Genomic DNA, 20097 nt, shown 5'->3' with positions numbered 1-20097 from the left:
CAGGTAGCGGATTAGATAGCATGCATGTGGCATTTGTTCATCGGCGCGGCTTCGGCCAGTTCGCCGCGTTGGCGGCTGACCTGGTGCGGTCGGGCAACAGCGTCAGCCTGATCACCGAAACCGTGGATCAGAAGATTCCGTCCGTGCGCGTCATTCGGCACCGGGCCGAGCCCGGGCCGCGCATGTCCGCGGCCATCGCTCGGCACATGGCGGTGCCGGATCACCATGCCCGGATCGGACATCGCGTTGCCGAAACGCTCGATGCGATGACGCGACAGGACATGACGCCGGACATCGTCGTCGGCCACATCGGCTGGGGTAGCATGATGTTCGTCAAGGATGCCCTTCCTCGGGTTCCGGCCCTTGGCTACTGCGAGTTTTTCTATCGGTCGCAGGGGGCCGATATCGGCTTTGCGCCCGACGATCAACCTGACCTCGAAGAGCGCAAGAGATTGCGACTGCGCAACGTCGCGCAATTGCTGTCACTGGAAGCCATGGATGGCGGCATCAGCCCCACCGAATGGCAAAAGAGCCTTTATCCCGCCGATACGCGCGAGCGCATTGCCGTTTGCCACGAAGGTATCGATACCGCGCTGTTCCGCCCCAACGCTTCGGCGTCGGTGCGGCTTCCGGACGGTCGCGTGCTGAAGGCCAATGATCCGCCGGTGGTCACCTTTGTCGCCCGCGATCTTGAGCCCTATCGTGGTTTTCCCCAGGCACTGCAAGCCGCCGCCCAAGTCGTGAAGAAGCGTCCTGACACGGTTTTCGTCTTCGTTGGAGGTGACGGAACCAGCTACGGGCCGCCGCCTCCTGGTGGTGGTTCGTGGAAATCGCACCTGCTCGCCTCGCTCGAGGTGCCGCCTGACAACATCATCTTTCCAGGCGTTGTCCCGCACCACATCCTTCGCCAGCTTTTTCAGGTCTCCGCTGCGCATGTCTACATGACCTATCCGTTCGTGCTTTCCTGGTCCGTGCTCGAGGCCATGGCATGCGGCGCCTTGGTTATCGGATCCGACACGCCTCCGGTTCGCGAAGTCATTCGCTCGGGTCACAACGGTATCCTTGTGCCGTTCTTCGACGCCGACGCGCTCAGTGAAGCAATCCTCGGCGCCGTCAGCAATCCGCAGGCGTCCGTTGGCATGCGGGCGGCAGCGCGAAGGACTGTCGAGCGGCGCTTCCGGCTCGAGGATTGCCTGCTGCGCCAGCGAGACCTTATGACAACGATGACGGGGCGTCCGGCAGCAATGTGACAATAACATTTCAGAATACTTCAAATATTGAAGTATTTGTTATGTTTATTGTTGGACGCTCTATGTATTTTGCCGTTGTGCACTGCGAAATTCACTGCTACGTAATCAGCGTGATGAATGGCGATCGACAGTATAGCTGTCGTCGGTTCAGAAACTCCATCGATATGCGTTATCGTTTCTTCTGAGGGCGTTACGTGCAAGAAGTAAGACACTCCGCCATGGGGCCTCGGCTCGGTTTGAAAAAGCTGCTTCTGGCATCGGATCGCGATCGGGCGATCTTGCAGGGCAGCAATGTTGCCCATCTGGTGGACTATGTGGAAGCCGACGGTGGTTCCTTCGACACGTTGAAGGATACGTTTCCGATCGCCGCGGTCGCCTTTTCCGACAAGGGAGAGGTGGACCTGAAGAAGGGGCTGGCGCGACTGTCTGCCTTGCGAACGCTGCCGGAGCTGGCGGTCTTGCGTCTTGACCCGGCCAATGTGGCGGAGAGCTCGGCGCTCCTGCGTGCGCTTGCCGAAGACGGCGTAGGTCGGCTCGCCCGATATTCGGCTTCGATCACGTCGGAACTCGCCATGCTGAGGCGTGAGCGCGAAGAGCTGTTCGAAAACTATCGCCTTCTGGAAGACGCCTTCCATGCGCGAAACTGGGAGCCGGTCGCCGAAGTCTTTGGCCATGATCCCTTTGCCGATCCGAAGGACGAGGGTGTAGGGCAGCTGTTGAGCAGCGCGTTCATCGAGCAGCTCCTGCCCGTCTCGAGCCTCGGGGTCGCCGGCTTCGCGCTACATCTGCACTCATTGCCGAAGGGCAGTGGAGAGCTGATCGTCACTTTGAACTACCTGGAAAGTGGCGAAGGCGTGGCGGAATGGAATGTTCCCTATGTCGGCCTGGTTTCCGGCTGGAACTTCTTTTCTCTGCCGCGTGCCTGCGGCGGCGCGGCAAGAACCCTTCGCCTGCGCGTATCTGCAAGCGGCTCCGACGCGCTTGGCCTTTCGCTCGGGCACCACATCGCCAGCGAGCGCTACTCGGCGCGATCGGAACACCCGCATCCTGACCTCGACCTGCGCCCGCTCGCGTTCCGGGTGTTTACGGGGCTGCCCGGGGTCAAGCCCGCCAGCACCGCGAACATGATCGCTCCCACCAGTTTGCTGGAAGGACAATTCACCGTCGACTACAGGCTGGGGATCGAAAAGCTCAGCCAGATCACCGACGTTTCGGTGACCCAGATCGTCCCGGATTTCCAGACGATCCGGTTCCTCGAACACGAACATGCGATCGTCTGCCACCCCCTGCCGACCGGTATCTCAGCTGGGGCGATCAACCGCGCCATCGAGCCTGGCACCGTCTCGTTGTCGGCAAGCGCCATTATCGATCATCCCAAGGGCGCGCCGGCAGCCGTCAGTTTTCTCTTGAGCCCCGCCAGTTCGAACGCGCGCGCGGAAGTCGCCGAGCTCGCACGCAAGGGTTCGGTGAAACCTTCGACCCTGTTCAGCGGCTGGCGCGAGGTCGGTGCCCAGCAATCCATCAGCATCAGCATGCAGATGGACGAGGCGATCCGCGTGCCAATGGATCTGATCATCCTCAGCCGGGCCGTGGATGAGACCGTCGATTTTTGCTGGCTCAAGTTGTCGAGCTTCCGACTGGTAAAGCAGTCGACGGAGGCCCTGAATGCCAGGTAATCCGGAGGCCGATCTCATCGCCATCGCGATGCCGCTTTACGGTCATGCGGCGCTTGTCCTGGAAGCCATCGAATCCGCTCTTGCGTCCGATCTGAACACATCCAGGCTCGCGATCGTGGTTTCGGTCGATGGCGACCCGTGCCACGAAACGTTCGACCAGCTGTTGCTCTATGCTGCGGTCCATCCGTTCATTCACGTGATATTCGGCCGCAACGCGGGGCCGGGTGGTGCCCGCAACCGCGCCATCGACTTCATTCTCGAGCATCTGCCCGAGGCGCGGGCGGTGTATTTCCTCGATGCCGACAATCGTGTTCTGCCTCGCACCATCGAGACCCTCTATGAAAAGCTCGGCAGCAGTGCTTGTGGCTGGGTCTATACCAACATCGATACGTTCTCCGTGTCCTGGCGCGCGCATTACGGCAATCAGTATTCGCGGCTGGCGCATTGCATCACGGACAACATTTGCGACACGGGATCGCTGATTTCCATCGACGTTTTCCGCGCCGGCGTGCGCTTCAGCGACGACCGGCAGAACGGATTTGAGGACTGGGAATTCTGGTTGTCCTGCATCGAGAATGGCTTCGTCGGGGTGCCATGCCACGACACGGTCTTTGAGTATCGGTTGCGCGCCGAAAGCCGTTTCAAGGAAGCCAACCGGGAGCGCGCTACTTCGGTCAGTTACCTCAGAAAACGCCACAAGGCTCTGTATCGCCGCCCGATGCTCGTCGATTTCGAGCATGAGGAAGCGCCGCGCTATCTCTTCGCCCGAACCGAAAATGCGGCGATCTCGCTGTTTACCGATCCGACCAACGCACCAACCGTGCTTCGGCTGGACGACATCATCCCGGCGTTCTGGGCAAATGTCGGCGAACCCGACAATGCACACTTCCCGCCCTTTCTCGTGGCGGGCAGTGGTTCGGCTTTCGATCTCTTATTGCGCTCGCGCATGCTTCCAAACATTCTCGCCCACCTGGAGCGGTTGAGCGAAAATACCAACGCGTTGTTCGTTCAACTTGCAAATGACGGCGTGAAGCGTGGGATCGAGGCGGTTGCACTACCGGCAGGTTCGCAGAATGTCGGCCCGGCTGACCTTGTTTTCCTTCCGACGCCGCTGGTCAGAGACGTGATCCAGAACAACGCGCTGGAGTGGTTCGCATCGATCGGCAACCAGCAGGTCTGGCCGACGGTGACGCTGCTGAAAGTTCGCTTTCCCTTCCCCAAGAGCCTGTCGCGCCGTTCGCTGATCACGCCGCAGCAGATGATGATCAATTGCATCAATGCCATTGCTTCGAGCCCCTTGCGCCATACGGCGGGCAAACGGTGGACATGGCGGCCTTCGCGGCTGGTGCCCTATGGCGAGCTATACAAGGAGCTGCGAAGGGAAGTCGGCGGTTCGCCGGTCCTGCCGCTCGGGCACAGCTCCGGCAAGCGCACTGCGGCTCTGCTGGTGCCGAACGCCTCTTTCGGTGGAGCCGAAAAGGTCATTTATGCTGTCGCGCGCGAGCTGAAGCGAACCGGTTTCGAAACACATCTGTTCGTGCTCGGCAGCGCCAAGATGGATGTCATCGACGAATTCGATGCGAGCTTTGATCACATTCACTTCTGGGATGCCGGCGTTCCTGCATGGGGCGGGTCGGGCTCATTCCTCGGACAGGATTTTATCGCCGACGAGCATGGAGTCGATTGGCAGGCGTTGAAGGGCCAGCTGTCTGGTTTCGATCTGGTGATCAACAACCATGTCATGGCTGTCCATCCCCTCATCGCCCGGCTGCGTTCCGAGGGAACGCGCACGGCATGCTATCTTCACGTCGTCGACAACACCGCGTTCAAGCGCCCGGCGGGCCAGCCTTTTGCCGCGATCGCTCACGAACATTGCTACGACGCGTTCCTGACCTGCTCCGAGCAGTTGAAGACCTACCTGCACAGTTTCGGCGTGCCCCACGCAAAGGTCTTTGCCGTCTCCAACAGCGCGGGCTTTACGGTGCCACCGAAAGTCCAGGCAGACGTGATCGCCGCCCGACGGCAGCCGCGCGACGATGCGCGCTTGCACGTGCTCTACATGGGGCGGCTTGATCGGCAGAAGGGGATCGACAGGCTGGCAGCGACGCTGTCCGAGCTTCGAGCGAGGAATGTTCCATTCGAGGCGCGTGCCGTCGGCGGCGAGATTCTTGCCGACTCGAGCGTCTCATGGACTGAACGATTGAAGGATCTCTCCGTCGACGTCCGTCCACCGGCCTTCGCCAGCAAAGAACTCATCAAGGCACTGTCCTGGGCGGATGTGCTCGTCATGCCGTCCCGTTGGGAAGGCGCGCCGCTTGCCATCGCCGAGGCGCAGCAGCTCGGATGCGTTCCGATTGCCACGGCGGTTGGAGCCGTCGACGAACTCATCATCGACGGTGAGGACGGTGTGCTGATCCATGCGGCGGCCGATCCCGAAGTCGTCAGGTCGATGGCACAGGCCATCGAGGCGGTTGCCCGCAACCCAGACCAACTTGCTCCGCTGATCGAAGGCTGCATCAAGACTGCATCCCGTCGTTCGTGGACATCCTCGTTTTCGCAGTTTCTCGCGTGGTGCGACACCTGGGTCGATAACTCGTCCCAGTCAAGAACGGCCGTCTTTCCAGCGGATCCAGCGGTAGACGCCGGCATCCGGGCGGCCAGTTGAGCCCACGCCGGTTTTTCAAGCAGAAAGGTCGATTGCATGCCTGCAAGGATTCTTGTGACCGGTATTCCCGGTCACTACACCCGCCTCGTCAATGGCGCCCACGGTTTGTCCGTCTCCTATGCGGAGCGTCAAAAACAGCCGGAGACGAAAGAGGAGTTTCTGCAGGAGTTGCGCAATATCAGCAACACCGGCAACTATCTCATCGGCGAAGGTGCCCTGCGCGCGCTTTCCCCCCACGCCAAGCACGTGCCGTTCTGGCATCTCTATAATTGCGCGAAGAATGGCGTCGGCCTCGACGAATTCAACTCGAACTTCGACATCTGCGTCTTCACCTGCGCCAATCTGCTGCGCAAGGGGCTTTCAGCCGACGCGGAAGCCGATGTGCTCGAGCAGCTCAAGATGCCGATCGTCATGCTCGGCATCGGTCAGCAGAACCGCAAGGACCTGGAGAACAATCTGCCAGAGGGCACGAAACGGCTGCTGGCCATTCTCAAGGAGCGTGAGCACTTCTTCCTGACGCGCGGCTTCGAGACGGAAGGTTTCCTGAAAGATCAAGGCTTTAACTTCGTGCGGCCGACCGGTTGCCCGTCCGTCTATTTCATGCCCGACAACATGCGGAAATCGCTCAGAAAGCTGCCTGAGGTCGATGTCGGCAAGGCGCGCACCATTTTCTCCGGTTACCTTGGCGGCAATCAGGATACGGTCCTGGATGCCAAGGCTCTGCCTGGCGGCGACAGCGTCCCGCAATACGTGGTCCAGGACGAGTTTCTCCACTTCGACATGAGCGTCGAGCCCAATGGGGAGGGGCGCGTCTACGACACGGCGTCGGGCACCATGGTGGGCAACCTCGCCTATCCCGGCGCCGACAGGCTCGGCAAACCATTCCAGGTGCGCACCTTCTTCGACACCAACCAGTGGCGAGCCTGGGCTTCGTCGATGGACTTCAATCTGGGTCGCCGTTTCCACGGCTCGATCATTGCCATGCAGGCGGCCGTACCGAGCCTGATGGTCGCGGTGGACGACCGCATGCGCGAAATGCTCGGCTACACCGGATTGCCTGCAGTCGACATCAACGAGATCGACAGCGCCGAGAACCGCAGCGAATTCGTCGCCGACCATCTGGGGAAGCTCAATGCTTCGGAGCTCGTCGACAGATATTCCGATCGCGAGCGCACATTCCGTTCGACTTTGCGGGAAATCGGCATCGGTCACTAGCAGAACTCGGCATCCTACCAAGCGCTCGTTCAAAGGACAGTTATGCGTATCTTACTTACAGGGATCCCCTCGTATCTGCAGCGCACGATCGGCTCAGTTGCCGGCATGACGGTGCACCATCGCCCCTATTTCGACGAGGTGACGGCGAAGAAGGACTTCCTCTCCCAGGTCAGGCGAATCGCCAATACCGGCAATTATCTGATCGGCGAGGGTGCTGCACAAAGCCTGCGGGGGCACGATGTCACCTATGTGCCCTTCTGGCACCTGGTCAACAATCGCACCTCGGACGATCTCTACGAGCAGGCCAACCGCGAATTCGATATCTGTGTCTTCGCTTCCGCCAACCTGTTGCGGCCCGGATATTCCGCCGATCTCGAAGCCGAGGTTTTCGCCAAGCTGAAGATGCCCGTGGTGGTGATGGGCATCGGCATCCAGCGCAAGGAAGGTCTCAAGGAGTTGCTGCCGGCAGGCACGCTCAAGTTCCTGGACGTGCTCAGGAACAGGGAAAGCTTCTTCCTGACACGCGGCTATTTTACCGCGGAGTTCCTGAGAGAGCAGGGGATGAAATTCGTCAAGCCGACGGGCTGCCCCTCGCTCTATTTCGCGCCGAACGAAATGGTCCGGTCGCTGACGGCACTCGCCAATCCGGCCTTGGCGGATGCGCAGAAGATCGCCTTCGGTGGTTACCTCGGCAGCGTCGCCGACACGATCGTCGACGCGCACGCACTGCTGGGGCCGAAGTCCGTTGCCAGCTATGTGGTCCAGGACGAGGTCATCGCCTACAATCTCGATCTGCCGGGTGAGGATACGACCCCGGTTTACGATCGCGCCAGTGGACGTATTACCGGGGCGACGCAGTACAAGCACAAGGAGAAGTGGCAGCGCGAACACGAGCTGATCACCTTCTTCGACACCAACCAATGGCGAGGCTGGACGACGACCAGAGACATGTGTTTCGGCCGTCGATTCCATGGCTGCATCATCGGCATGCAGGCCGGCGTTCCGGCGCTGATGATCGCGGTGGACGACCGCATGCGCGAAATGCTCGAGTTCATCGGCTTCCCCTATATCGAGGCGGCAACCTGGAATCGCGAGGCCGACAAGCGGACCTATCTTTCGAACTTCCTTTCCAAGATCGACGCAGAGGCGGCCGTCGACCGTTATCGGGCCTGTGAGACCAACTTCAGAAATGTGCTCGGCCAGATTGGGATCTGAGCGCGTGGCATGGAAGGTTGCAGCGCGCAAAGTCCTTCTTTGCGCGCTGATTTCGCTTCTTGTCTTCGAGCCCAGATCGGCGATCGCACAGGATCAAAACCCGGCGGCGATCGTCGGGATCAATAGGGTCAATCTCGCTTGGCAGACACCCGACGAGCAGAGAAAAATCCTTGGTGACATCGCCGCGAGCGGCGCAACCCACGTGCGGCTATCCCTGTCGGCCCCGGTAGACAAGAGCATCGACGCGGTCGAGATCGCTCATGGCCTCGGCTTGGAGATCCTGCTGGAGATTCAGCTCGCGAATCCCGACTACTACGCGGATGAGGTTCGTGCTCGAACCGGCTTCGGTCGTATCTGGGACATTCGCCGCCTCTCCGACCTCGATCCGGCGAAGTACCGCGAAAGCCTCAAGGCGGCATTGCGCAGATTGGACGATGCAGGCGTTACGCTGATGGCCGTCGAGCCCGGTAACGAGATCAATTACAGCGCCTACAATGGCGATCTCGTCGTTTATCGAAAACCCGGTGCCGTCACACCGCGCCGTGTCTCCGACATCCGCAACAGGCAGGCCTTCGAGCGAGGACTGGCAACCTATGTGGAGGTTGCCAGGATTACCCGGCAGGAGCTGAAGGCGACGATCCATAGCCGCGACGCGGTGGTCGTTTCTGCCGGCTTGTCCGACATGAGCGCCGGGGAGGCGGATCATAGGGGCATGGAGCGCCTGGACCCGGAAGAAGTGATCACCCTTCTTAAATTGCGTGGGCTCGATGAGTATGTCGACGCCTATGGCATTCACGTCTATCCGGGACGTAAGGCAGGGCCGAAGCTTGCCGGCTATATCCGCGAACTCCTTCGTTTCTGCGGGGCAGGGGACACAGGCAAGCCCTGCTGGATCACCGAATGGGGCGTGGCGAACTCCGCCCGTTCCTGCCCGCTCGACGACCAGAAGCGCACCGGGGCGGTGGCGGCGATACGATCAGTTTTTAGCGACCTCATGTCGTCAGGGCGATTGGAAGCCGCTTTCTATTATGACTGGGATACCAACGCCGGCTACGGTGTCTGGCGATGCGGCCAGCTCAGTTCTGCCGGTATCAAGGCAATCGCTCCGAACTAGCTGACGGCCCTCAATCGGGGCAGCTTGCGCGTGGGGGCGAGGATGGCCCGCATTTTGCAGCAGTTCCAGCGCCCTTCAGGCGTCGTGTCGAGGCATTATCGCCTCCAGGTTCGGAGAGTTTGCATCCGCCCTACGTTTGGCTCAGGTCGCCGTTGATCCCCGTATCTGCTGGTGCGGGCCGCTAACAGGCGCACTGGTCGCGGCCCGTTACCTTCATACCTCGAAGACGTCCTCGAACGATTCCGGGAAGCTCTGGCGAGCGACCTTTTCGTTGATGACGAGCAAGGCTTCATAGGACACCGGGTCGAAGTCCTTGTCCACAGCCAAGACCTCGCGGCCGAACAGGAGGTTCAGCCGGGCGGCGTCAAGATTGCCACGTTCGAACGGTTCCGCGCCGAAATGATGCCAAAGGGCGTGGAGGAAGGCCGCGTCGATGCGGTGCGCTCCCGAGCCCGGCCGCGCATGGCGGGGCAACGCCTTGATCGGCGTTGCCCCCTTTGGATTGGCGCGACGGATCACGAACTGGATGCCTGTACCCGGCATGGCGTAGGGAAATCCCCGGTGTTTCGTCATATCAGGCAGCTTGGCCATTCCACTCTCCTTACGCGGTCTCTTTCTGGGCGATCTTATCCTGCGTCTTCGTGTCGAAGTCGGAGGCATCGTGGCGTTCGTGCAATTGTTCCGACGGATCACCGCTCAGGCGGTTGACCATGCGGCCGCGCTTGACTGCCGGACGCGCCGCGATTTCGGCCGTCCAGCGCTGGACGTGCTTGTAGCTCCCTACATCGAGAAAGGTGCCGGCGTCACCATAGGTCTGGTGGAGGGCCAGGCCGCCATACCAGGGCCAGATGGCCATGTCGGCGATAGTGTATTCGGACCCGGCCATGAACCGATTGCCTTCGAGATGGCGGTCGAGCACGTCGAGCTGACGCTTCACTTCCATGGCGTAGCGGTCGATGGCGTATTTGATGTGCATCGGCGCATAGGCATAGAAATGGCCGAAGCCGCCCCCGAGAAAGGGCGCGGAGCCCATCTGCCAGAACAGCCAGTTGAACGTTTCCGTGCGGGCGCGAAGCTCGGTTGGCAGGAAGGCGCCAAACTTTTCGGCGAGATAGAGCAGGATGGAAGCAGATTCGAAAACGCGAACCGGCGCCCCGCCACCCTTCGGCGCGTGGTCCATCATCGCCGGGATCTTGGAATTCGGATTGGCTTCGACGAAGCCGGAACCGAACTGGTCGCCATCGCCGATGCGGATTGGCCAGGCGTCGTATTCCGCGCCTGAATGGCCGGCAGCCAGAAGCTCTTCCAGCATGATCGTGACCTTAACGCCATTGGGTGTGGCGAGCGAATAGAGCTGCAGCGGATGCTTGCCGACGGGCAACGCCTTGTCATGGGTCGGGCCGGCAATCGGGCGGTTGATGCTGGCAAACGCGCCGCCATTGCCCGCTTCCCAGGTCCAGACCTTAGGAAGTGCATAGCCGGCGGGGAAATTATCGGCGGGGGATTTCTCGGTCATGAAAATTCAACCTTGTCTTCTCGGAAACACGTCACTCTGCCGGGTTTGGCATCTCTCGATATAGGAAAGCAATCACTGTTAATCACGACTTTGAGCGACGAAACCAGAGAGACCGTGCTGGGCGGTTTCCGTCAACCGGACCTGTGCGTTTTTTCTCGGGTTCGATTCCACCCCATCATGGTCGATGATCCCAGTAATTTTCCTGCAAAGCTCGCTTGACATTCGTCCATTATACAGGTCAATTCCTGTTTAGCGGATATAAAGTTCGGTATACCGGACGAAGGCGGGGAGGCCTTTTCTACAGATCGCGCAGCGACACCATGTTGCCGGCGGACGAATGCGCCCAGTTGGTGCGTGAACATTCCAGAATACCTGCTCTCACAAGTCAAAACTAAAAAAGGGGGACTTAAATGAGTGAAATTGTATCCATCAATCGTAGAACTGCGCTGAAACTGCTTGGTGCGGGAGGGGCTGTTCTTGCGGCGCCTTACATTATTCGTCCGCGCCCGGCCTGGGCCGACAATGGTGTCCTCAACATCACCACCTATGACAAGTTCCTGCCGCAGGAATTCATCGACAAGTTCCAGAAGGACACCGGTATCGAGGTTCGCATCCGTCTGACCGACGACCAGGGCAAACAGTACAACCTGCTTACCGCCGAGGGTGCTAATCCGTCGACCGATATCGTCACCGTTGCCGGCCACCGCTATTCGCAGTTCATCAGCTCAAAGCTGCTGCAGCCGCTCGACACCGGCAAGATTGCCAACTGGAAGAACCTCAATCCCGCCTATCAGGACGCGCCCTGGGCGCGTGTCGACGGCAATCTGTGGGGTCTGCCAATCCTGGCCGGCTACGAGGGTCTCGCCCGCAACGTCGACTATGTGAAGGAGGCGCCGAGCTGGGAGATCATGTTCGATCCGCAGTTCAAGGGCCAAACCTCCTACATCGTCAGCGATTTCATGACCATCGTCATGCAATATCTCGGTCATGACGGCGACTTCGTCAGCTATGCCGGTAAAGCGGACGTCGCCCAGAAGGCGACCAACGAGGCGCGCGACTTCCTGATCAAGAACAAGGACATGGTTCGCAAGTACTATGATGCCGGGTCTGAAGTGCAGCAGATGTTCATCAACGAGGACATCTATCTGGCCCATTCGTGGTCTGGCCCGGCCGCCAAACTGATCATCGACGGTCATCCGATCCAGCTGTCAGTGCCGAAGGAAGGCACGTTCGGCTTCTGCTACACACTCAATGTCGTCAACAACGCGCCGAACGCAGAGAACGCGTACAAGCTGCTCGACGCCATCCTGGCGAGCCCGGAAGTCGGCGCTGCAATGACCCGCCAGTCGGGCTACAGCTCGACCATGAACGGCGTCGGTGATCTGCTCAACGAGCGCGAAAAGCTCGCCTCGACGCTTCCGCAGGAAGAAGTCGAGCGCATCATCTTCTTCTCGTCGGTCAACCGCGACATGAAGAACGAAATGATCGACCGTGCGACCACCGAGGTCAAGGCGGCCTGATCAGGCGACGCTTCGCATAGCTTGCACCTGTCCCGGGGCGCTTCGGCGATCTCCGGGCCGGTGGCCGGCCTGCTGGCCCCTTCCAGCCAACAACGCGCAATGACTGACCGCCGGCGACGCCGCGCGGCACTGGTCGGGCTGCGCCAACTGAGATCGTCTAATGGTGACTAGCAACACGACAGCCGGATACGGCACGGTGCGCGATGCGGCCGTGCCGAGATATTCCACCGGCATAGCCAAGGTGGTCAACTCCTCGCTTTACCGGAAAACGCTGGGGGCGGCGGTGGAATCGCGGATCGGTCGCATCATCCTTCTGGCCGGTGTGCCGATGATCTGGCTGATCATGCTGCATGTCGGGCCGATCTATCAGATGCTGAAGATCAGCCTCCTGTCCCATTACCCGGTTCAGCCGGGCGTGGAGTCGCGCTTCACCCTCGACAACTATGCGATCTTCTTCCGGGAAGCGATCTATTTCACGCCGCTGATCAAGAGCTTCATCTTTGCCACCGTCGCGACCGCCGCGACCCTGGTCGTTGTCTATCCGGTTGCCTACTACGTCGCCAAGGTGGTCAGGCCGGAGGGCCGCTCCAAGGCGCTGCTGTTGTTGCTCGTGCCGTTCTGGGCGGGCGAACTGATCCGGACGTTTTCGGTGATCATGCTGCTTGCCAACCGCGGCGCCGTCAACGTTCTGCTGCGCGAGATCGGCCTGATCGACCGGCCGATCCCGATGCTTTATACGTCGTTCTCGCTGGGCTTCGGCCTTGTCTACCTGATCTGCCTCTACATGCTGCTGCCGCTTTATTCGGCGATCGAAAAGATCCCGTCGCCGTTGCTGGATGCGGCTGCCGATCTCGGCGCCGGGCCGTTCACGCGCTTCCGCCGGATCATCCTGCCGCTGTCGCGCGATGGCATCGTATCGGGCTGCTGCCTGGTCTTCCTGACATGTATCGGCGTCTTTGCCACCCCCATGCTGCTCGGCGGCCCCAACACCGTGCTGTTTCCCGAAACGATCAGCGGTTTCTTCCATGGTGCCAGCGACAAGTGGCCGGTCGGCGCCGCCTTCGCCCTGATCATGCTGGTGACCGCACTTGTCGCCGCCGCCATCTTCATGCGGCTGGTCGGTGGGCGTAAAAGGAGAGCAATCTAATGCGCAATCTGTTTTCCGATGCCCCGCGCGCATCACTGACCGCGTTCTATTGGGCCTTCATCCTCTATCTGCTTCTGCCGCTCACGCTGATGATGGCCATGAGCTTCAAGGGCGCCAATTTCGTCGCCTTCCCGATCGGGGAGTGGACGTTTGACTGGTACGTCAAGGTGATGCAGGACAAGCAGTTCCTGGAAGCCTGCCTCTATTCCATCATGATCGCAGGAGCGACGACGCTTGCGGCGACAATCCTCGGTGTCTGGATCGCCATGCTGATCGTTGCCGAGGGCGTCCGCGGCCAGGTCATCATCTTCGCGCTCGCCTGTCTGCCGGCGGTCGTCCCGGGCATGATCTCGGCGATCTCACTGCGCATCTTCATCTCGACCATCGACATGCCGACGGGTACGGCGGCCGTCATCCTCGGCCACACCGTGCACGCCGTGCCCTTCGTCGTCGTTATGGCGCTCACCCGCCTGCGCTCGATGCCCGGCAACCTCGTCGATGCGGCACGCGATCTCGGTGCCGACAGCGTCGTTGCCTTCTTCCGCGTGACGCTGCCCTATCTCGGACCGGCGCTGCTCGGTGGCATGATCTTCTGTGTGCTTCTGTCGATCGACGATTTTGTCCGCACCTTCTTCCTTGGCGGCTATCGCCCGACCCTGCCCATGCTGATCTTCGCCAAGGTGCAGGGCGGCATGTCTCCTGAAATCAACGCAATGGCGACGCTTGTCCTCGTGGTTACGGCCGCGGTCGGACTGTACGCCGAACATCTCACCCGCCGCGCGAGGACCCGCTGATGGAACCCGTCGTCCAATTCGACAATGTCAACAAGAGCTACGGCAAGCACGTCGCCGTCGACAACCTGAACCTGAGCATCGAGGCTGGCAAGTTCGTCACCTTGCTCGGACCTTCCGGTTGCGGAAAGTCGACGTCGCTTCGCATGCTTGGCGGTTTCGAAACGCCGACATCCGGCCGCATCCTGCTGAGCGGCAAGGACGTCACCAAGGTTCCGCCCAACAAGCGCAACGTCAACATCGTGTTCCAGGACTATGCGCTATTTCCGCATATGACTGTTGCCAAGAACATTGCCTTCGGCCTCGAGCTGAAGGGCCTCGACAACCAGGCGATTCATCGCCGGGTATCGGAACTCCTGGAACTGGTCCAGCTCCAGGACTATGCCAATCGCCTGCCGGCGGAGCTGTCCGGCGGTCAGCGCCAGCGCGTCGCGCTCATGCGCGCCCTTGCGCCGGATCCGGACGTGCTGCTGCTCGATGAGCCGCTTTCCGCACTCGACGCCAAGTTGCGTCAGCAGATGCAGATCGAGCTCAAGGCCATCCAGGAAAAGACCGGCAAGACCTTCATGTTCGTCACCCACGATCAGGAAGAAGCGTTGACCATGTCCGACACGATCGTGGTCATGAACAAGGGCCGGATCGAGCAGATGGGCGATCCCTACACGCTGTACGGCCGCCCCGGCTCGGTCTTCGTCGCCAACTTCATCGGCGAGACCAACCTGTTGCGCAGTACCGTTGTCGGAACCGAAGGCGATGTCGCGGCTCTCAGCTGGAACGGCATCACCATCACGGCAAACCAGGGCGGGCTTTCGCCGAAGGTCGGCGAGCATCTCTACGTGGTCCTGCGCCCGGAGGCGATCCATTGTTCGGCGAGCGAGCCGACGGGCGGAAATCGTATCAAGGGCAAGATTCGCCAACGGGTGTTCAAGGGCAATCACACCTCGCTGATGGTCGATGTCGGCGCGGGCACCTTGCTCAACACCCTTGTGCATCCAAGCGATGTCGCGCAACTTAACGGCGAGGACATCTGGGTCGGTTGGAAGCCCGAGACGGCGACGGTCATTCCCGACCGGCACGCTCACAACTAATCAACCAACGGCGCGCATCGCATTGGTGCGGGTCCTAAGCAGGCAAGGCGGCCAATGCGAACCCCAAGTTCCATCGGCCGACGGAGGTGAACCATGGCTTATAACGTAGAGACACCGATCCCATCGGCGGCGACGAGCCTGCTGGAGCTGGAACAGCGTGTCCGCGACGATCTTGCCTGCCTGTGCTATCCGCCGGCAAACTGGGTTGTGCCCACCGCCTCTGATGAACAGGTCCATGACGTCGTCGTCATCGGTGGCGGCATGTGCGGCCTGGTCGCCAGTTTCGCTCTGATCGGCGCCGGCATTCAGAATATCCGCATCTTCGATCGCAGCGAAGAGGGCCTCGAAGGGCCATGGCTGACCTATGCGCGCATGGAGACTCTGCGTTCGCCCAAGCAACTGACCGGCCCGGCCTATGGCATGGCCTCGCTCACCTTCCGCGCCTGGCACGTTGCCCAGTTCGGCAATGACGCATGGGCCAAGCTCGACAAGATCCCCCGCCCGATGTGGATGGAGTATCTGCGCTGGTACCGCAAGGTGCTCGATCTGCCGGTCGAAAACGGCGTCGAGGTCAAGGCGATCCAGCCCGAGGGCGCTTTCATGCGGTTGACGATAACAGGCAAGGGCGCGCGGGAAACGTCGGTGCTTACCCGGAAGGTGGTGATGGCAACCGGCCGCGACGGCATGGGGCATCCCAGCATTCCCGACTTCGTGGGCGATCTGCCGGAGAAATACTGGGCGCATTCCTCCCACGAGATCGACTTTGCTGCCCTCAGCGGCAAGCGGGTCGTGGTTGTCGGGGTCGGCGCATCGGCGGTCGACAACGCCGCCGAGGCGCTGGAAGCGGGGGCTGCCGAAGTCCGCCATCTCATCCGACGCAAGGAAATGCCCTGCATCAACAAACTGATGGGTATCGGCTCGTTCGGCTTCACCGCTGCGTTCCCGCAGCTGGGTGACGCCAGGCGGTGGCAGATCATGAACTACTCGCTGCGCACCCAGACGCCGGCGCCGCGTGGGTCGACGATGCGCGTCAGCCGCCATCCCAACGCCTATTTCCATTTTGACGCCGCCGTCGAAAGTGTCGAACTCGACGGCGACGAAATCGTCATCGAGACGTCGCAAGGCAAGTCGGTCCGCGCGGATTTCCTTATCCTCGGCACCGGCTTTGGGGTCGATCCGCTGGCGCGCAAGGAACTCGACGGCTACGCCGACAAGATCCTTTTGTGGCAGGACCGATTCACGCCGCATGAGAGCGAGGAGAATGACCAACTCGGCCGGTTCCCCTATCTCGCCGACGATTTCAGTTTCCTCGAGCGCGAACCAGGCCAGGCGCCGTGGCTTGCCAACATCCACAGCTTCAACTCGGGCGCTGCCGCCAGCCTCGGCAAGGTGAGTGGCGACATTCCGGGCATCAGCGAAGGCGCGTCGTGGCTGGTGCGGGAGATCGCCGCCAAGCTCTACTCAGAGAATTTCGACCAATATTGGCAGCGTTTGCTTGACTACGACACGCCCGAATTGCGCGGCGACGAATGGACGGCATCGCCCTTGCCGGACAGCGTAGCGGTCAACGATCGCAAGCAGGCATAGGAGGATCACATGGCTGAAAACGAGGACGTGATTGCCGCGATCGTCGGCATCGAGCCCGGCAGCGCGATGGCCGGCGTGATATCGGCGCGCGCGGACATCATGGCGCTGACCCAGAAGACACATGACAGTGCGCTGACGCCGGAAAATCCCGGTGGCCTGTCGCATGCAGAGCGCGCAGCACTTGCCTGGCGCATTGCAAAGATCAATGACCATAAAGCTTTCGAGGATCATTTCGAGGCTTTGCTGGAAAAAGCCGGTGCGCCCGACGCCGCTGCCCGGATGGCCGATATCTGGTTCGATGGTGGCAGCGATATCCGTGCCAAGGCGCTGATCCGCCACGTCGACCTGGTGGCGCATGCGCCGAAGCAGGCAACCCGCCACGACATCGAATTGTTGCAGGAAGCGGGTCTTGCCGATGACGACATCGTGCGGCTTTCAGAACTCGTCGCCTTCGTCAGCTACCAGATCAGGGTTGCCGTCGGCCTGGAGTTGATGAGGGGGCTGGCATGAGCGAGATCGTGCACGACTTGACCACCGATATCCCGGTCTGGAGGCCTTATGTGACCCCGCTCAGGCTGGCGGACGCGAGCGCCGAGCAGCTCGAAGCGCTCAAGGTCACGCCATCCAACACCAAGGTCTCAGACTATGTGCTGGTGCTGGCGCATGATGTCGAAACGCTGACGCACAGAAGCCCGCTCTTCAACGGTGTCATGTATAATAGTGGCGGCCTGTCACGCGCCGAGCGCGAGATCGGCGCCGTCGGTGCTTCCATCGTCAACCGTTGCGTCTACTGTGCGGCCGTTCATGCCAGTCGCTACAACCAGTTGACCAAAAGCACCGATGTGATTGCGTCCATTTTTGCCGATGGCGTCGATGCCGAGATCGAGCCGCGGTTGAAGGCGATCTTGAAGTTTGCGGTCAAGCTTTCGAAATGCCCGTCCGAAGCAAGCGCCGATGATATGGCGGCGCTGGTGGAGGCCGGTTTAGGTAAGGAGGAAATCCTCGATCTCATCCTGTCCACGTCTCTGTTCGGCTGGGCCAACCGGCTTATGCATACGCTCGGCGAACCGATCAGGGAATGACAGGAGGAGACACTCACTCGATTGGCAAAGAGGGACAAGCCATGGTGTTGGTCAACCCGCCCGAAATCGGGCCGCGCTTGCAGGCATATCGAAAAGAGTTGAATCTGACACTCGCCGAACTGGCTGCAATGTCCGGCGTATCGCGCTCCATGCTGTCAGAGATTGAGCGCGGCAATGCCAACCCGACCTACGGAACGCTGTGGCATCTGACGCGTGCGCTCAAGATCGACCTCAACAGTCTGGTCAGCGGCGCAAGCGAAGAGCGCGGCGGTTCCATCATCGACCTCCAGCCGGGAAACCTGACGCCGACCATCCGCAGTGCGGACGGCAGTTGCACGCTGCAGATCCTGTCCCCGGCCAGCATGGTGTCGCTGATCGAATGGTATCTGCTGAGTTTTGAGGCTGAAGGGGAACTGGTGAGCGACCCGCATGGGGCAGGCACCGTTGAGCATCTGCACTGCACCAAGGGTGAGATCGTGGTGCGCAGCGCAGGCAACACCATGATCGTTCGGGCCGGAGAAACGGCGCGCTATGCCGCCGACGTCCCCCATTCGCTGACAAGCGTCGGTCCTGTCGGGGCGGGGGCATTCCTGGTGGTTGCGTCCGGCGATGTCGGGCCGAACACGCCGAGAACGTCGATACGTCCGAAATAATGATCGGCCAGCGGGCCGAATTCATGAGCAGAAAAGGGAATGATAATGCGGGTAGGAATAGTCGGGGCGGGTTCGATCGCTTTTGGAACGGCGGCGCTTGTTGAGCAGCAGGGCCACGAGGTGACCTTGTGGTCGCCATCCGGTGAACGGACGCGTGCCTTGGCCAGCGGCCAGGCGCTGGTTGCGGAAGGCGCGATCAAGGACACCTTCCATCCGGCCGTTGCAACAAGTGCCGAAGATCTCGTTGCCGGTGCCGAGGCGCTCGTCATCGCGCTGCCGGCCTATGGTCACAAGACTGTCCTTGATGCGATTGCACCGCACATTACCCCGGGACAGATCGTCATCTTCAGTTCGCACGCCTCGTTTGGCGCGCTGTACCTGTCCCGCCTGCTGGCCGTACGCGGCGTCGTCGTTCCGATCGTTGCTTGGGGCACGACAGCTGTGTCGGGCAGGCAGTTGAGCCCGACCTCGGTCAATGTGAACACGATCCGCAAGCAGGTCGATCTCGCGACGGTGCCGGCGTCCGAGAGCGCCAAGGGGCTCTCGATCTGCCAGTCCTTGTTCGGCGACCGTTTCCTCGACCGCGGCAGCCTGATGGCGATCGCGCTTTCGAACCTCAATCCGCAGAACCATATGGGCATCGCGCTCGGCAACATGACCCGCATGGAGCGCGGCGAAAGCTGGAGCCAGGGCCAGAACGTGACGCCGAACGTCGGACGGCTTCTTGAGGATCTCGACCGGGAGCGCATCGCCATCGCCAGCAAGCTCGGACTTGAGGTGCGCAATATCTTTCAGCACTTTCATCTGTCATTCCACGTGCCGATGAGCTCCATCTCCCAGATGAATCAGGAGATGCACGAAGCCGGCAATGGCGGCAGCGGCCCGACCACCGCCGATAGCCGCTACGTGACGGAAGACGTGCCCTTCGGTCTGGTCATGACGGCGAAGATCGGACGTCTCGCAGGCCATCCCGCGGAACTGCACGAGGCGGGCATCCGAATTTTCTCGGCGATGTATGGCCGTGATTTCACCGCGGAGAACGACCTTCTGACGGCCCTTGATCTCGACGCGATGTCGCTGGACGAGCTCAAGGAGCTGTGCCGCAACGGGTTTGCCGCGGCGGCCTGACTTCAGTCCTGATTGCCCGCTTTCACGCGCTCGCGGCAGCCAGCCCGCCGATCGTGCGTGAAGGCCGGGCGATTGTGGCAAACGATCGGGCAACAGCCCGGTCCTCGTTGTTCAATACGGATTTCCCAGTGCTGCGACACGGAAGTGTGTCGCCGGCAAGAGTGAGGCTTTACACCGCCATGACCAATGCTTTTCTTTCCCACCTCCGCTCAGAACTCGACGGCTTGAAATCATCCGGTCTCTACAAGTCGGAGCGGGTGATCGTCTCGAAACAGGCGGGCGAGATCGAGGTTGCCTCGGGCGAGCGGGTGCTGAACTTCTGTGCCAACAACTATCTCGGCCTGGCCGACAATGCGGAACTGACTGAGGCCGGCAAAAAGGCGCTCGACCGTTACGGCTACGGCATGGCCTCGGTGCGCTTTATCTGCGGCACGCAGGAAGAGCACAAGC

At 60.8% G+C, this 20097-nt stretch carries 17 protein-coding genes and 1 pseudogene; 16 read left to right on the top strand and 2 right to left on the bottom strand.

The genetic code is table 11. The features are described 5' to 3' along the window. Nucleotides 1-20: 20 nt before the first annotated feature. The 6 genes from BKP54_RS30565 to BKP54_RS30540 all read left to right on the top strand — a co-directional run bounded on the left by BKP54_RS30565 (nucleotide 21) and on the right by BKP54_RS30540 (nucleotide 9135). Nucleotides 21-1250 (top strand): glycosyltransferase family 4 protein, encoded by a 1230-nt coding sequence (locus BKP54_RS30565; protein ID WP_084815354.1) that lies wholly within the window; start codon nucleotides 21-23, stop codon nucleotides 1248-1250. 218 nt (nucleotides 1251-1468) lie between these two features. Continuing rightward, complete coding sequence (locus BKP54_RS30560; RefSeq protein WP_128090533.1) at nucleotides 1469-2926, top strand: DUF6212 domain-containing protein; 1458 nt, start codon at nucleotides 1469-1471, stop codon at nucleotides 2924-2926. After that, a complete protein-coding gene (locus BKP54_RS30555) occupies nucleotides 2916-5591 on the top strand; it encodes a glycosyltransferase (RefSeq protein ID WP_084815353.1) in 2676 nt (891 codons plus the stop codon). Before BKP54_RS30560 ends, BKP54_RS30555 begins: the two co-directional genes overlap by 11 nt. Before the next feature lie 36 nt (nucleotides 5592-5627). Next, a complete protein-coding gene (locus BKP54_RS30550) occupies nucleotides 5628-6806 on the top strand; it encodes a polysaccharide pyruvyl transferase family protein (RefSeq protein ID WP_057217255.1) in 1179 nt (392 codons plus the stop codon). 42 nt (nucleotides 6807-6848) lie between these two features. Next, the gene (locus tag BKP54_RS30545; protein ID WP_025431408.1) at nucleotides 6849-8021 is read left to right on the top strand and encodes a polysaccharide pyruvyl transferase family protein; all 1173 of its coding nucleotides are present in this window, start codon (nucleotides 6849-6851) and stop codon (nucleotides 8019-8021) included. Nucleotides 8022-8025: 4 nt separating this feature from the next. Next, entirely contained in the window at nucleotides 8026-9135 is a 1110-nt protein-coding gene (locus BKP54_RS30540; RefSeq protein ID WP_041692985.1) for a glycoside hydrolase, read from the top strand. Nucleotides 9136-9348: 213 nt separating this feature from the next. On the opposite strand, the gene BKP54_RS30535 is transcribed toward BKP54_RS30540, so the two are convergent. Both BKP54_RS30535 and yghU read right to left on the bottom strand, forming a co-directional pair. Beyond that, complete coding sequence (locus tag BKP54_RS30535) at nucleotides 9349-9726, bottom strand: hypothetical protein (RefSeq protein ID WP_025431406.1); 378 nt, start codon at nucleotides 9724-9726, stop codon at nucleotides 9349-9351. A 10-nt stretch (nucleotides 9727-9736) separates the two neighbouring features. After that, nucleotides 9737-10651 (bottom strand): glutathione-dependent disulfide-bond oxidoreductase, encoded by a 915-nt coding sequence (yghU, locus tag BKP54_RS30530; RefSeq protein ID WP_025431405.1) that lies wholly within the window; start codon nucleotides 10649-10651, stop codon nucleotides 9737-9739. 410 nt (nucleotides 10652-11061) lie between these two features. Here yghU and BKP54_RS30525 point away from each other — a divergent pair, with 410 nt between their 5' ends. The 10 genes and pseudogenes from BKP54_RS30525 to BKP54_RS30480 form a co-directional block, all read left to right on the top strand. After that, nucleotides 11062-12171: an extracellular solute-binding protein gene (locus BKP54_RS30525; RefSeq protein WP_057208311.1), complete on the top strand. Its 1110-nt coding sequence runs from the start codon at nucleotides 11062-11064 to the stop codon at nucleotides 12169-12171. Nucleotides 12172-12331: 160 nt separating this feature from the next. Then, nucleotides 12332-13318: an ABC transporter permease gene (locus BKP54_RS30520; RefSeq protein ID WP_025431403.1), complete on the top strand. Its 987-nt coding sequence runs from the start codon at nucleotides 12332-12334 to the stop codon at nucleotides 13316-13318. After that, on the top strand, nucleotides 13318-14112 hold the full coding sequence (locus BKP54_RS30515) for an ABC transporter permease (RefSeq protein WP_025431402.1): 795 nt from the start codon (nucleotides 13318-13320) through the stop codon (nucleotides 14110-14112). Before BKP54_RS30520 ends, BKP54_RS30515 begins: the two co-directional genes overlap by 1 nt. Then, the gene (locus tag BKP54_RS30510; protein ID WP_084815352.1) at nucleotides 14112-15197 is read left to right on the top strand and encodes an ABC transporter ATP-binding protein; all 1086 of its coding nucleotides are present in this window, start codon (nucleotides 14112-14114) and stop codon (nucleotides 15195-15197) included. The genes BKP54_RS30515 and BKP54_RS30510 overlap by 1 nt, the downstream gene beginning before the upstream one ends. Nucleotides 15198-15290: 93 nt before the next feature. Beyond that, on the top strand, nucleotides 15291-16784 hold the full coding sequence (locus tag BKP54_RS30505) for an NAD(P)/FAD-dependent oxidoreductase (RefSeq protein ID WP_084815351.1): 1494 nt from the start codon (nucleotides 15291-15293) through the stop codon (nucleotides 16782-16784). 9 nt (nucleotides 16785-16793) lie between these two features. Continuing rightward, complete coding sequence (locus BKP54_RS30500) at nucleotides 16794-17294, top strand: hypothetical protein (protein ID WP_084815350.1); 501 nt, start codon at nucleotides 16794-16796, stop codon at nucleotides 17292-17294. Next, entirely contained in the window at nucleotides 17291-17866 is a 576-nt protein-coding gene (locus BKP54_RS30495) for a peroxidase-related enzyme (RefSeq protein ID WP_084815349.1), read from the top strand. The genes BKP54_RS30500 and BKP54_RS30495 overlap by 4 nt, the downstream gene beginning before the upstream one ends. Before the next feature lie 41 nt (nucleotides 17867-17907). Then, nucleotides 17908-18519 carry an XRE family transcriptional regulator gene (locus BKP54_RS30490; protein ID WP_063997110.1) on the top strand — a complete coding sequence of 204 codons (612 nt, stop codon included), beginning with the start codon at nucleotides 17908-17910 and terminating at the stop codon, nucleotides 18517-18519. Nucleotides 18520-18564: 45 nt separating this feature from the next. Continuing rightward, nucleotides 18565-19647, top strand: coding sequence for an NAD/NADP-dependent octopine/nopaline dehydrogenase family protein (locus tag BKP54_RS30485; RefSeq protein WP_198956890.1), 1083 nt, complete (start codon nucleotides 18565-18567; stop codon nucleotides 19645-19647). 179 nt (nucleotides 19648-19826) lie between these two features. Next, nucleotides 19827-20097: pseudogene (locus BKP54_RS30480) on the top strand (glycine C-acetyltransferase); the annotation flags it as partial.

It is taken from the genome of Ensifer sp. 1H6, from assembly GCF_001976035.1.
GTDB classification, from domain to species: domain Bacteria; phylum Pseudomonadota; class Alphaproteobacteria; order Rhizobiales; family Rhizobiaceae; genus Ensifer; species Ensifer canadensis.
The sequence above is the reverse complement of the archived record's forward strand: the minus strand, read 5'-3'. Positions and strand labels throughout refer to the sequence as shown.

What these genes read in the sequence shown, in the direction of transcription:
- BKP54_RS30490 (WP_063997110.1), top strand. Translation starts at nt 17,908, where the DNA reads ATGGTGTTGGTCAACCCGCCCGAAATCGGGCCGCGCTTGCAGGCATAT.
- BKP54_RS30525 (WP_057208311.1), top strand. Translation starts at nt 11,062, where the DNA reads ATGAGTGAAATTGTATCCATCAATCGTAGAACTGCGCTGAAACTGCTT.
- BKP54_RS30545 (WP_025431408.1), top strand. Translation starts at nt 6,849, where the DNA reads ATGCGTATCTTACTTACAGGGATCCCCTCGTATCTGCAGCGCACGATC.
- BKP54_RS30550 (WP_057217255.1), top strand. Translation starts at nt 5,628, where the DNA reads ATGCCTGCAAGGATTCTTGTGACCGGTATTCCCGGTCACTACACCCGC.
- BKP54_RS30495 (WP_084815349.1), top strand. Translation starts at nt 17,291, where the DNA reads ATGAGCGAGATCGTGCACGACTTGACCACCGATATCCCGGTCTGGAGG.
- BKP54_RS30515 (WP_025431402.1), top strand. Translation starts at nt 13,318, where the DNA reads ATGCGCAATCTGTTTTCCGATGCCCCGCGCGCATCACTGACCGCGTTC.
- BKP54_RS30510 (WP_084815352.1), top strand. Translation starts at nt 14,112, where the DNA reads ATGGAACCCGTCGTCCAATTCGACAATGTCAACAAGAGCTACGGCAAG.
- BKP54_RS30485 (WP_198956890.1), top strand. Translation starts at nt 18,565, where the DNA reads ATGCGGGTAGGAATAGTCGGGGCGGGTTCGATCGCTTTTGGAACGGCG.
- BKP54_RS30535 (WP_025431406.1), bottom strand. Translation starts at nt 9,726, where the DNA reads ATGGCCAAGCTGCCTGATATGACGAAACACCGGGGATTTCCCTACGCC.
- BKP54_RS30500 (WP_084815350.1), top strand. Translation starts at nt 16,794, where the DNA reads ATGGCTGAAAACGAGGACGTGATTGCCGCGATCGTCGGCATCGAGCCC.
- BKP54_RS30560 (WP_128090533.1), top strand. Translation starts at nt 1,469, where the DNA reads ATGGGGCCTCGGCTCGGTTTGAAAAAGCTGCTTCTGGCATCGGATCGC.
- BKP54_RS30565 (WP_084815354.1), top strand. Translation starts at nt 21, where the DNA reads ATGCATGTGGCATTTGTTCATCGGCGCGGCTTCGGCCAGTTCGCCGCG.
- BKP54_RS30520 (WP_025431403.1), top strand. Translation starts at nt 12,332, where the DNA reads ATGGTGACTAGCAACACGACAGCCGGATACGGCACGGTGCGCGATGCG.
- BKP54_RS30505 (WP_084815351.1), top strand. Translation starts at nt 15,291, where the DNA reads ATGGCTTATAACGTAGAGACACCGATCCCATCGGCGGCGACGAGCCTG.
- yghU (WP_025431405.1), bottom strand. Translation starts at nt 10,651, where the DNA reads ATGACCGAGAAATCCCCCGCCGATAATTTCCCCGCCGGCTATGCACTT.
- BKP54_RS30555 (WP_084815353.1), top strand. Translation starts at nt 2,916, where the DNA reads ATGCCAGGTAATCCGGAGGCCGATCTCATCGCCATCGCGATGCCGCTT.